Genomic DNA, 12,678 nt, shown 5'->3' with positions numbered 1-12,678 from the left:
GTTGATGAATGAGTTAGGGCTCAAGTCAAAAGTAAGGCCTAAACGCTATAAATCCTATAAAGGTGAAGTGGGTAAAATCGCAGAAAATACGCTTAACCGCGAGTTTACTGCGCAGAAGCCAAATCAAAAATGGGTGACGGATGTGACGGAGTTTAAAGTGGATAATGAGAAGGTATATCTATCGCCTATGATTGACCTATTCAACCAAGAGGTAATCAGTTACGAAGTCAGAAAATCCGTTGCACTCCCTTTGGTAACTGACATGCTTAAAGCAGCAACTGCTAGGTTGAAGCCAAATGAAAAGCCAGTTGTACACTCAGATCAAGGGTGGCAATATCAAAACAAACAATATCAAAATCACCTTAAGGAAAAAGGATTGCAACAAAGTATGTCTAGAAAAGGAAATTGTTTAGATAATGCGGTTGCTGAGAACTTCTTCGGCATATTGAAGAGTGAGATGTACCACAACGAAACGTTTAAAGACGTGAATGATCTTATTGAAAACATTAAAGAATATATCCACTATTACAACAATGAGCGTATTAAACTGAAACTAAAAGGCCTGAGTCCGATACAGTATCGAAATCAGGCCTTGGCAGTCGCTTAGAAATGAGTCCAACTTTATGGGGTCACTTCAAATAATGGTGTGCGGTTTTTTTTATTAACTAAATTTTGTTGTTACAAAAGTATGGTTTAACCAATTGCGGGTATAAACCCCGCCATTTGCATAAATTGCGCAGCAATTATTAGCACGCCACATAACCCTGCAATTAATAGCCCAACACTACCACTTTGTACTTTATAACCAGTGACAGTGCTTGCTGAACCTCGTTGCTTATAAACCATAGCAACAGGTAAAAATACAGCTAATATAACTAAAGCTATAGCAGCGTAACCTAGGGCCATAATAAACCCTTGCGGGTAAAAAAGGGCAAACCCCAAAGGCGGTATAAACGTAACAAGCGCGGTTTTAATTCGGCCTACGTTGTTGTCGACTTGCTTGAATGTATCGGCAAAAAAGTCAAATAAACCCAAGCTTACACCTAAAAATGAAGTTGCTAGTGCTAAATCAGCAAATAACTTTACCGCTACTGACACATTTGAATTATGTGCAATGCTTGCAACACTGGCTACAAACCCGCTCAAACCTTCGCTATTAAGTAAATCGCTTTGGCTCATAATACCTTGGCTTAATAATTGCCAAAAAATATAAATAACTAAAGGAAGTGCCGCGCCTGCAATCATCACTTTACGAAGCGTTTTTACGTCAAGGCCTACGTATTTCACGATTGATGGAATAGAGCCATGAAATCCAAAAGAGGTAAAGACGACAGGGATCGCGGATAATATTAATCCTTGTTGTACTGGCATTTCGAGTAAATGCTTGGCTTGTACATAAGGTGTAAGCATATAAAATAAGCTGGCTAAAACAATCACTTTAATTGTAAACAGCACTCTATTGAATTTATCTACTTTGCTTGTTCCCAGTGTAACTACGCTTGCAATAATGACCGCTAATATGACAGACCCAAATTGGGGAGCCATGTCTAAATCAAATCCAAGATTAATTCGTTCTTGAAGCTGTGCACCACCGCCTGCAATATACGCTGCGCATAAAGCATAAAATAAAAACACCATAGAAAAATTGGCAATGTATTGACCGCGCTTCCCAAGCCAGCGTTTAGCAAGTGTATTCAACGTTGCATCACGTGGGGCAAATTGATGTAGCTCTAACATCAGTAAAGCGGTGTAAGTCATTAATACCCAGCTTGCAACAATAAGTGCAAGTGCAGTCATAAAACCTAAACCAGCAGAGGCGATAGGTAAAGCAAGCATGCCAGCACCAATTGTGGTACCTGCTACGATTAACATGCTGCCTATTGTTTTATTTTTGAGCACTTAATTACCTTAATTATTATTAATTTACACGCACGATATAACTACTTCAGTAAAACTCAAATAGTTTTGTTCTAAATGGCATTAAATAAAATGTAACTTACAATTTACAGCTGTATATTTACACGTTTTTTAATCTTTAATATGATTAAACGCCTATTCATAAACCCTTTACAGCGTATAATCGTGTGACCAGTTCTTAGGCGTTTATATTTTAAGATTAAGCTGACAGTTAAGTGCTTTTAGCGAGTTTTAACAAAAGCTATTTAGCTTTGCCTGTAACTCATTTATTCGTGCGTTAAGCTGGTTTTTACTTCCTAAGCTCAACTCGCCTTATTTTTAACTTACAAAGGAATGGCACGTGCCAGTTAAAGTTTCTTATTTTTTAATGGTTCTTATATGGTCCACCACACCGCTGGGTATTGTGTGGAGTAGTGAAAGTGTTTCGCCCTCATTAGCGGTGTTAATGCGTATGCTGGTGGGGCTATTTATGGGGGCGCTTGTCGTAGCCGTCACTAATGTAAGAGTGCCATGGAATAAGTCGGCGTGTTTACTATATTCTTACTCAAGTATTGGTATTTTTGGTGGCATGCTATTGAGTTATATGGCGGCTAAAACAGTGCCTTCTGGCATTATTTCACTCATGTTTGGGTTGGCTCCTATTTTATCGGGGTTGCTTGCTCAGCAGCTATTAAATGAGCCTAAATTTAGCCCAATAAAGCTCATTGCTTTAGCAAGCGCTTTAGTTGGCCTTTATTTTGTAAGCTACAACCAAGTACAAAATTCACAAACTCAGGGACTCGGGCTTTTATATGTATTTATAGCTGTGTGTTTTTTTAGCTTAAGCGGTGTCATGATAAAGCGGGTGAAAATTGCAATTCACCCTATGGCCACAACATTTGGTGCACTTGTGTTTGTAACGCCACTATTTTTTATTGCATGGTGGTTGCTTGATGGTGAGCTTAATATACAAAACTGGAATGTAAGGTCGCTTTGGGCAATTGGTTATTTAGGACTATTTGGTTCGTTAATAGGGGCATTAGCATATTTTCATGTTTTACAAAATTTAAATGCAAGTACTGTTGCGTTAACCACACTTATTACTCCAAGTTTTGCTATTGGACTAGGTGCGTGGCTTAACAACGAGCCACTGAGTATAGAGCTAATAACTGGCGCGGTTATCATTGTTATTAGTTTAGGCTTTTTTCAATTTGGCGATAAATATTTAAAAGCAAAGCGTTAGCACTAGGGCGTGTTGAACTTTGAGGCTAGAAATTTGTTCAATCTAGGAGCGATTAAATTACAGCGTGAGGTCTGTAACCTGTTGGGCTGAGTATAAGCTCCTACATTTTAGCTATTTGAATTACCAAACGGCGGTTTTTATCGCGACCTAAAATATTATCGTTGGTGTCTACAAAGCGCTTTTCACCAAACCCCGTTGTTTTGACTTTATTTTCATCTACTCCTAGGCTAACCATGTAGTCTTTTATTGCTTTAGCGCGTTTACGCGATAGGTCTAAATTGTTCCAACGACCGCCGTAGCTATCGGTATAAGAGTCGATACTAATTGATTCGATGGTTGAATCGTTTTTTAAATATTCAGCAATTTTGTCAAGGCGTTGCTGAGATGATTTAGTGAGCTTACTGCTGTTAGATTGATAGTTCATTACTGTAAACGAAATATCTTCAAAGCTGTAAGGCAGTAGTTCGTCACGACATTGTAAAAACGCCCAATAAGCTTGCTTAAAATTAACGCTTGAAATACCAACGGCAATTTTATCGGCATTATTTTGCCAGTCTTGATAGTAAAAAGTGGGGTAAAATCCTTTTTCAAGCTCGGTGAGCATTTCCCAAGCTGTTTGATTGCCTAGCTCGCCATCAAACTTTTTTAGTAGTTTCATATTCGCAATATCTCGGGCTGGTAGCCCAGAACGCCATGAAGGCGGAACTGCTTTAAGTCCAGCAATAGAGTAGTTATCTGGGCGCACAACCATATCTAAATTAAAAGTTAGGTTTTTATTTTTGCTGGCAGTGGCTTTAAAAATAGCTTCCCCGTAGTAAGGAACCTCATGATTTAATTGGCACTGTAAGCGTGTTGTTCTAACGACTTCCCAGCTTGAACTGTCTTGATTAGCAGAGTAATTACGCATGGCTGCAGTTGCACTTGTGCTTAATAGCACAGAGCTAATACTGGCGCTCATCAATAATAATTTAAACTTCATAAAACTCTCCGTAACCCTACACGCCAAAAATTTGGCATTGTTCAGTACTACTTTATTAAAGTGCAACGTACACTTTGCTAGCGTCATTCTAAAGCAAGTTATATGCCTATTATTATAGGCGTAAATAATAGTTAATGCCTCTAGCCGAAAGCCCTATACTTTTGACATAATAGAAGGCTTATACCTACAAACCAAGAAGACTATGGCAAATACTGAGCAAACTCTTTTCGCAAAACGCTTTCGTGGCTTTTTTCCTGTTGTTATTGATGTTGAAACCGCAGGTTTTAATAAAGAAACAGATGCATTACTTGAAATTGCAGTCTCTGTATTAAAAATGGATGACAATGGCTTGTTGAGCATAGATCAAACAGTGCATTTTCATGTTGAGCCGTTTGAAGGTGCTAATATTGAGCAAGCGGCAATCGAATTTAACGGAATTGATCCATTTTCACCGTTAAGAGGAGCAGTAAAAGAAGAGGATGCCATTAAAGAGATTTGTAAGGTAGTGCGCAAAGCGCAAAAGGCAGCCGGATGTCAACGTTCTGTTATTGTGGCGCATAACGCAGCCTTTGATCACGGATTTTTAAATGCAGCTATTGAACGCAATAGTATAAAACGCACTCCATTTCATCCATTTGTAAGTTTTGATACAACAACGCTAGCAGGGCTTGCATTAGGTCAAACAGTATTAGCTAAAGCGTGTCGTGCAGCTGGAATTGAATTTGATAACAGCCAAGCCCACTCAGCACTTTACGACACAGAACGCACCGCTGAATTATACTGTTTAATTGTTAACCGTTGGCAAGAGCTAGGCGGTTGGCCGCTTGCACCACTCGATGATAGTGACGAAGATGAAGCAGCCAATGAACCTAAAACGACTGAGTAATTTTACCCTCAGATAGTTTTACGAAGTGGGGGGGGTAAATACGCGAAAACTGTTTTGTTTCTTTTGCTATTTTAACCTCCACACCAGGGTGCATTAATTCGTTCACTTTTACGCGGCTAGAAGCTAATAGTTGGGCTATTTTTCTTTTTACGAGTGCTTTTTGCTGCTTAACATTGCGAGAGCGAGCATTCACTTGCTTTTCGTTAGCACTGATTTTATCTGTAAATTGCTTACGCTGAGCAGGGTTCGTGATTTTTTCTGCTTTAGTTCGCGCATTTTTTAAATCCAGTAATTTAGTGCTTAATACTTTTTCAAAGTCGTTAATTTGGCTCTGCTTATCACGCAGTTCAAACCAATTTTGAGCTAAAAATACACGCGTTTTAGTACCGGCTGGTGCACCTAATTCGCCAGTCTCAATACGCATAGCATCAAATATATTACCACCTATAATTTTGCCTCGAGGCTTATCTGCCTTGCCAACACGAATCAAACGTTTAGCCGTTAAATCACAATGTAATACTTGACGTTCAATAAATAGGTTTTGATCGGTTTTAATATTACAGTATTGGGCATAACCTATAGAAATTGTGCGCTTAGCTGAAATGCTACATGTAAATGCTTCTTCGTTTTCACGGTTACGGCCTATAGCCCCTAGCACAATTGTAACTGCACTTTGGCTTTCAACAATGGCCGATTCAACAAAGCCTAAAACAGTAATATCACCTTTTGCCTTTACTCGCATACCGTCTTTTATGTCACCGCTGATAATTACACTGCCATCAAAATCAACATGACCGGTGCTCACATCGACATTATCGAAACATAAAACGTCGTCAACGCGCATCCCGCGTGGTAGCGCAACAGGTACGCCTTTGCAGTCTGCTATTAATAAATTTGGGTTTGTTGGGTCTATTTTTGTCCCTTCAAAAGGTTGCAGCTCAAGCTCTTTACCAGGCGTTGCAGGAATGATATCGCCAAACACGGTATAGCCGTCTTCACCCATTGTGGCTGCAATACGTTGCATAAGAGGTGTGCCTGGTTTAACAGTAATAATGGCACCAAGATCTTTCATATCAACTTTGCCACCGGCAGTAGCTTGAGGGCTTAAAATACGATCTTGTGCTGTTGAACAAAGGCGAACAAATTTAGCATCGCTTCCTTCTTTTGGGTTACGACCATGCGCAACAATAGCGCTGTAAGTTGACCCAGAGGCTTGTTCAAATTGTTGACCCAAAAAACTATCAAGTGCGCGAGGGCTAATCCCTTTTTTTACACCCGCTTTGTTCAACGCCTCTTGTGCATCTTCTATTGAAAGCAGTGCACCACCTTTGGCGGTTGTTATTGTTGCTTCTGCAACCATGTTTTTTTCATCAATATTAATTACAATAGATGCATCCACTGCTTTTGCGACAACTAAAGACACTTCTTTGTGGTTATTTGTAGGCGCAAAAAGTTTTCCGATATTGGCTGAGATGATCTCATATTCACCAAATTCAGATTGCTCAAACATTTCAATTAGTTGAGTGCTTGTGACCGGAAAACCACTATCAACAGGATGCTTAGTTAAAGACACACATCCTGTACTTTTATCTAATGAAAAAACCGACATTTTTAATTCCCTACTTCTTATGCCTGTTATTATTCTTAACTTTTACAGTTACAACTAAACCTTTAGCACTAGTTTGCTAATCCCTTATTTGAACACAGGTTAACCATATTGTTAAGTAAATGTTTACTGTATCTAGTACATTATTGTTAATTTGTTCATTAAATGTGCAGTTAACCTAGGTGAATTAAATAAAGCGTTATTAAGCCTTGAGTATCATCACTTTACTCAGTTATACTGCTTGCACGCTCTGAATGAGTTTACTAATTCAGGGGCTGATTAGGATTCGACGGAATTCAAGAAGCCCAAGGTGCATGTCGAGGTGCGGTTTGCCTCGTAAAAAAGCCGCAATCTAAAGTAATCGCAAACGACGATAACTACTCTCTAGCAGCTTAGGCTGGCTAGCGCTCCTTCCATGTATTCTTGTGGACTGGATTCTGGAGTGTCACCCTAACACCTGATCGCGATGGAAACCCTGGCCGGGGTTGAAGCGTTAAAACTAAGCGGCCTCGCCTTTACTTACCGTGTTTGTCCGGGATTTAAAGGTTAATTAAATGACAATACTAAACATGTAGTACCGACGGTCGAGGCTTTTCGGACGGGGGTTCAAATCCCCCCAGCTCCACCAATTTGCTGTTCGATAACATCCGAACAGATACAGGAAACCCGCTAAACATAAAGGTTAGCGGGTTTTTTATTGCCTGTAATATCCCAAGATGTTTACCTACATCCAGTATTTTTAGTACCATGGTTAGTACCACAGCACTCATTTGTGAAAATGCTGTGGTACTAAAAATAAGAAAGCCTTGAATTCACAGGGCTAGAGCATGGTATATATAAAATAAATGGCCAGAACTGTAAAACCCCTCAACGATACACAAATTAAGCAAGCTAAGCCTAAGGAAAAGGAATACTCACTTTCAGATGGCAGTGGTCTTCAATTATCTATAAGACCAAATGGTACTAAAAGTTGGATATTTAAGTATTACAAGCCATTCACTAAAAAAAGAACAAACCTTTCTTTTGGACAATACCCTCAAATTACCCTTGCCGCTGCTAGAGTAAAAAGAGAAGAAGCACGCGGGCTTCTTGCTAATGAAATAGACCCAAAAGAGTACAAAGAGCAACAATATACTCAAGAGACACAAGCACGTTTAAATACTTTAGAGAAGGTAGCGTGGGAATGGTTTGAAATTAAAAAGTTAGCAGTAAAGCCTAAACACGCAGAAGGCATTTGGGGTAAGGTAAAAAACCATGTACTTCCTGAATTAGGTAAGCGACCTATAAGTAGTATCGATGCAGTAAGTACAATTAATACATTAAAGCCTGTTGCTGCAAAAGGCGCCCTTGAAACAGTGAGTAGGACGTGTCAGATCCTCAATCAAATTATGCGCTACGCAGTAAATACAGGAGTCATCAAACATAACCCTTTAGAGGGAATTAGGGATGCCTTTGCAAAGCCTGTAACAAAGCCGATGCCAACGATAGATGTTATAAGGATACCTGAATTTATGGGGGATCTTTCAAGAGCTAGTATAAAGTTTCCTACTCGGTGTGCGATTGAGTGGGAATTACACACAATGGTAAGACCAAATGAAGCCACAAAAGCAAAATGGTCTGAGATAGACTTAGAAAACAATGTGTGGATATTACCTGCAGAAAAAATGAAAGCAGCTAAAATCCATAAAATACCATTAACTCCAAGAACGTTAAAATTGCTCGAATTGATGAGACCGATAAGTGGTCATCGTGAATATATTTTTCCCGCTGATAGAAACCCTAGAGGACATATGAGTCCTCAAACCCCAAATGGCGCAATACGTCGAATGGGCTATAAAGGAAAGCTTGTTGCCCATGGCTTAAGATCACTTGCAAGCACCGCGTTAAATGAATCTAGGTTATTTGACTATGAGTTAATAGAAGTTGCATTAGCGCATCAAGACACGAACCAAGTTCGAGCTGCATATAATCGAAGTGACTACCTAGAAAGTAGAAGAGAAATAATGTGCTGGTGGAGTGAGTATATTCATAACGCTAAGGTCAAATCGCTTGTTTGATAAATTATCCCAGTTCAACGCCATTGACATAGTTACTGCTAATTTGATTTCTAATAACAAAGAGCTTGTTGAATCAGGCTCATTATTAGCTTATTTAGAGCATATAAAAAATATATTTTTAGAAATTGAAGAGAGTACAACGTTAACAGCTTTTGATGAGCTTCACTTGCTGGGAGTTACTCGAAAAGAGATCAAGGCTAAGTTTGATAAGTTATATAGCTCGGTTAAAAAAGACCAAAAGTTACAACCAATAGATTTTTTAGCATTAGGTGAGCTTATAGGTGAGCTTAATGCATTGAGCCGTTATTCAAAAAGCTTGATGTATCATCAAGGAGTTTCTTTAAGAAATAAGAAGGTTGCCAAGGTAAGGGAGTTAAAAACCCTAACGTATAAAAGAGTAGCAAAGGAGTTATATCAAATAGTAAGCGCAAAAAAAGCTTATAATATATTTGATGCTTGGGCTGTTGTTTCAAGTATAGACTTGCTACTTAGGTTGTATCTAAATCCAAAGTTGGTCATATCTGAGCATAAAGCTACCCAAAGTTTAGCAAAATACATCGGCGTTAATTTAAGCAAAGGTAAAAGGAGCCAGGAGCAATTAAAGCAACGAGATATTGTGTTTAGCTACCTTGAAAAGCACTTTGCCTGTGATTGTACTACTTTATACCAGTCATTTTTTGATAGTGGTTACCAAGATATTAATGGCATAGCTAATACTGAAGAGGATCGGCGACTCACGTTAGCTTACAGTGTGGTTGATAAGCTTATCAAGCTAAAAGCTTTTCAAAGCTTAAAACCTAATATTAGCCTCGATGTGCTAGTTGATAAAATACTCAAAGGGCTTGCTAAAAAATTTCGTATTTCAGCATTTGATGACTATACCGAGGCTATTTATATTAGTTGCCTATACGTCAAAATCCCTAATTATGAGGCTTTTTATTACCAAAACAACAGGCTTCACAAAGACTTAAAATCAACTCAAAACAGTAAGCTTGATGAAATGATTTTTAATGCATTTAATAATACCCCTTTTATGTAAATGCTAATCTCATCGCTATAGTTATTACCTCAAGACTTATAGTTTTTTATTATGTTGTAAATGGAGTTTAACTAACTAAACTCCATTTTTGTCATCTATTTTTTTATTCATAATCCTTCCCGTACTTAAGCGAACATCTTAGTTCGTTTTAATAACTTATCGGATTCACCCCCTTCAATTATTGGAATTATATTATGAACTTAAATAGCCTATTAACTGACAGCAAAAGAATTTTACGCCTTAAAGATGTACAAACTTTAACTGGTTTATCTCGAACTATGGTTTACGACTTACAGAGTAAAGGCGAGTTCCCACAAAGTATAAAGTTAGTGCAAAGTGGGCGGGCTATGGGGTGGCAATATAGTGATGTTATTGATTGGATTGACTCAAGAGTACAAGCATGAGGTTTTTAGCTAAACGAGAAGTTAAAATTGCTGATGAAGATGTTTTTATTTCAAAAGTTGCGATTCAAAAGCACTTTGGTTTTTCGTCTTACTTAATAGGCAAGCTAGTAAAAGAAAGGACTCTTTCAGAGCCTGTGGAGTTAGTTCAAAAAGTTACTGGTTGGCCTTTGACAGAGGTAAAGCAACTCAACCAAATTAGCACTTCTTAGGATTACAAGGGATGTTATTTCATTAGTTAGACCCTTTTATATGACCTTTACTTGCTTAAAACGTCAATCATAGTGCGGTTAACTTCATTGTTGTAATGCAGGTTATTTATAATATTTAGAGAAAATCATGCCATCTCAGTTAGTTCAAAAATTAAAAGATAAATATGGTGTTGAAGTACATTATCAAAAACTATCAGAAGAATCTTATATGGCTTTGGAGATAATGAATTTCCCAAGTGGATATTACTACGACATTATTAAAGCTACGCTAAAACAATTGGATGTGATGCTTTGTAAGTTTTCCAAAGTGCTCGTACTCAGGCTCGATTTAAGATTAGAACAATATAGTAAAGACAATAAAGTTGTTTCACAGTTTATTAATAGTATTCAAAAGAAAATAAAGAATACATACGGTGAGTTCGCCTATATATGGGTAAGAGAGCAAAACAAAGCTGATAAGCAGCATTACCACATAGCTTACTTTTTTAATGGTCATAAAATCATACACCCTAGTAAGGTCATAAGTTTAATTCAGACAGGATGGTTTAAGGCTTCTGCTGGTGGAACACTATATATACCTGAGCATTGCTTTTATCAGTTATTTATCAATCAGCCTAACTTTTACGATAACTTTAAGGAAGCAGTTTACAGGCTTAGTTACCTTGCTAAATGCTATTCAAAACGGCGTGTCTCGCAATCAGTAAAAAACTACTCTTCAAGTAGACTTGAATATAATGAGGGTAGTTAAATGGCTAGGGGTGGCAAAAGAAAAGGTGCAGGTGCACCAAAAGGTAACAAAAATGCTCTTAAGCATGGCGGCAGGGCTAAGGTAATGCATGGTGTACCCTTAGATAAAGAGCTCTCTGACTTTGAATATAAAGCCTTGTGCTTAGTGCAGTTAGAAATGCTCAAAAAGCTCAATAAAGATGACAGTTACGAATCCAGACTTCTAATTTATAACCATTTTATGAGGTATAAAGGCACTTTGTCGTTCGACTTTTAAGGGGGTAGGTGGGCTTGGTACACAGCAAAGTCGCTTTAACACGGTAAAATAAAAAAAGGAAAGTTTCCGATCAAGCTACCAAACAATCAAAGATGTTTTTATTTACCCTTTAAATTCAGTGGCTTAAAGTTTTTATGACTAGCCTTGTATAAATTCTAAAAGGTGATCGCTCTTGTATTCGATCACCTTTCGCTTTTAAATTTACCATTTCACTACCATGCAATAGCTAAAGCAGCCTTTGTTTTGATAAACGGGTCAGTTTTATATAATATCTTTTACTTAATAATGGATTATAGCTAACTCATCAGTAAAGGAATTCTATGTCACTCCCTGATTACCAATCATTTATGACCCCGTTGCTAGTATGTTTAGGCGACAGTAAAACCGTTAAACTGCGTGATATTGATGCCGATGTTTACCGAAAGCTTGGGCTTAGTGCTGATCAACTAAAGCTCCGCATACCGAGCGGCAAGCAAACCTATGCCTATCATCGCTTGGGATGGGCTAAAACTTACTTAGTTCAAGCAGGTTTAATAGAACAGCCTAGAAGGGCTTTTTGTAAAATCACACAAAAAGGGCTAGCTGCAATAGAGTCGGGCGAGTCAATCAATAACCAATATTTAAGTAAGTTCGATGCTTTCCTCGATTTTAAAACACGCTCTAAAGACGCAAACGAGCCCGCACAAGTAAATGCCACCAGCATAGTAAGTAATAACGCTGATAAAACCCCTGAAGAGCTCATAGAAGCCGCAGTAGATACGCTCAATACCAACCTAAGTGACGAAATACTAAAAGCGATATTAGCAGCGTCCCCCGTATATTTTGAAAACCTAGTGGTCGATTTAATGCTCGCTATGGGGTACGGCGGGTCGCGCAAAGATGCAGGCCAAGCCACGCAATACACGCAAGATGGTGGTATTGATGGCGTAATCAAAGAAGATAAACTTGGTCTTGAAATGATATACTTGCAAGCCAAACGTTATACCAATAAAACAGTTGGTCGCCCAGATATACAAGCCTTTGCAGGTGCGCTTGATATGCACCGTGCTAAAAAGGGCGTTTTTATTACCACCAGCGGCTTTAATAAAGAAGCCCTCGAATATGTAGGCATGATAGAAAAACGCATAGTGCTGGTGGATGGGGCACAACTAACCGAACTCATGCTTACTCATAATTTAGGCGTAAGCACCAAACAGGTCTTTGAAGTAAAAGCGGTCGATAGCGATTACTTTATGGAAGATTAAAAGTATTTTTCAATAGGGCTGTGGTTTAAAGGATTACAAAAAGGTTGAATATCATCCACTTTTATAGTGTATTGAATATCGGAAAAGGATAATGATTTAAAGGATTAAGCAA

Annotated in this window: 13 protein-coding genes and 1 other RNA gene; 11 read left to right on the top strand and 3 right to left on the bottom strand. The window is 38.3% G+C overall.

Features of this window, described 5'->3' with window-relative positions; genetic code table 11:
• Nucleotides 1-607: IS3 family transposase (locus ATS76_RS10135; RefSeq protein WP_058552057.1), on the top strand; the 607-nt coding region annotated here is incomplete at its 5' end.
• Nucleotides 608-693: 86 nt separating this feature from the next.
• Here the strand turns inward: ATS76_RS10135 and ATS76_RS10130 are convergent.
• On the bottom strand, nucleotides 694-1,899 hold the full coding sequence (locus ATS76_RS10130) for an aromatic amino acid transport family protein (RefSeq protein ID WP_082664340.1): 1,206 nt from the start codon (nucleotides 1,897-1,899) through the stop codon (nucleotides 694-696).
• Nucleotides 1,900-2,257: 358 nt separating this feature from the next.
• On the opposite strand from ATS76_RS10130, the gene ATS76_RS10125 reads away from it, so the two are divergent.
• Entirely contained in the window at nucleotides 2,258-3,139 is an 882-nt protein-coding gene (locus ATS76_RS10125) for a DMT family transporter (RefSeq protein WP_058552056.1), read from the top strand.
• Nucleotides 3,140-3,239: 100 nt separating this feature from the next.
• On the opposite strand, the gene ATS76_RS10120 is transcribed toward ATS76_RS10125, so the two are convergent.
• Nucleotides 3,240-4,118: a flagellar protein MotY gene (locus tag ATS76_RS10120; protein WP_058552055.1), complete on the bottom strand. Its 879-nt coding sequence runs from the start codon at nucleotides 4,116-4,118 to the stop codon at nucleotides 3,240-3,242.
• Nucleotides 4,119-4,320: 202 nt separating this feature from the next.
• On the opposite strand from ATS76_RS10120, the gene rnt reads away from it, so the two are divergent.
• The gene (rnt, locus tag ATS76_RS10115; RefSeq protein WP_058552054.1) at nucleotides 4,321-5,004 is read left to right on the top strand and encodes a ribonuclease T; all 684 of its coding nucleotides are present in this window, start codon (nucleotides 4,321-4,323) and stop codon (nucleotides 5,002-5,004) included.
• On the opposite strand, the gene ATS76_RS10110 is transcribed toward rnt, so the two are convergent.
• Complete coding sequence (locus tag ATS76_RS10110; protein ID WP_058552053.1) at nucleotides 4,988-6,613, bottom strand: DUF342 domain-containing protein; 1,626 nt, start codon at nucleotides 6,611-6,613, stop codon at nucleotides 4,988-4,990. The genes rnt and ATS76_RS10110 overlap by 17 nt on opposite strands.
• A gap of 268 nt (nucleotides 6,614-6,881) precedes the next feature.
• Between ATS76_RS10110 and ssrA the strand changes: the two genes are divergently transcribed.
• From ssrA to ATS76_RS10070, 8 genes are all read left to right on the top strand, one after another.
• Nucleotides 6,882-7,238: a transfer-messenger RNA gene (ssrA, locus tag ATS76_RS19030) on the top strand.
• 217 nt (nucleotides 7,239-7,455) lie between these two features.
• Complete coding sequence (locus ATS76_RS10100) at nucleotides 7,456-8,667, top strand: integrase domain-containing protein (RefSeq protein ID WP_058552051.1); 1,212 nt, start codon at nucleotides 7,456-7,458, stop codon at nucleotides 8,665-8,667.
• Nucleotides 8,660-9,706 (top strand): hypothetical protein, encoded by a 1,047-nt coding sequence (locus ATS76_RS10095; RefSeq protein WP_058552050.1) that lies wholly within the window; start codon nucleotides 8,660-8,662, stop codon nucleotides 9,704-9,706. Before ATS76_RS10100 ends, ATS76_RS10095 begins: the two co-directional genes overlap by 8 nt.
• Nucleotides 9,707-9,900: 194 nt before the next feature.
• Entirely contained in the window at nucleotides 9,901-10,110 is a 210-nt protein-coding gene (locus ATS76_RS10090; RefSeq protein WP_058552049.1) for a helix-turn-helix transcriptional regulator, read from the top strand.
• Complete coding sequence (locus tag ATS76_RS10085; protein ID WP_058552048.1) at nucleotides 10,107-10,319, top strand: hypothetical protein; 213 nt, start codon at nucleotides 10,107-10,109, stop codon at nucleotides 10,317-10,319. The genes ATS76_RS10090 and ATS76_RS10085 overlap by 4 nt, the downstream gene beginning before the upstream one ends.
• 127 nt (nucleotides 10,320-10,446) lie before the next feature.
• A complete protein-coding gene (locus tag ATS76_RS10080) occupies nucleotides 10,447-11,067 on the top strand; it encodes a YagK/YfjJ domain-containing protein (RefSeq protein WP_058552047.1) in 621 nt (206 codons plus the stop codon).
• Nucleotides 11,068-11,322, top strand: a complete 255-nt coding sequence (locus tag ATS76_RS10075) for a hypothetical protein (protein ID WP_058552046.1) — start codon at nucleotides 11,068-11,070, stop codon at nucleotides 11,320-11,322. It abuts the gene before it with no gap.
• Nucleotides 11,323-11,642: 320 nt separating this feature from the next.
• Nucleotides 11,643-12,566, top strand: a complete 924-nt coding sequence (locus ATS76_RS10070) for a restriction endonuclease (RefSeq protein ID WP_058552045.1) — start codon at nucleotides 11,643-11,645, stop codon at nucleotides 12,564-12,566.
• Nucleotides 12,567-12,678: the final 112 nt, after the last annotated feature.

It is taken from the genome of Pseudoalteromonas sp. 10-33, from assembly GCF_001469195.1.
Taxonomy (GTDB): Bacteria; Pseudomonadota; Gammaproteobacteria; order Enterobacterales; family Alteromonadaceae; genus Pseudoalteromonas.
Note: the sequence above shows the minus strand (reverse complement) of the source record. Positions and strands in the feature narration are given on the sequence as shown.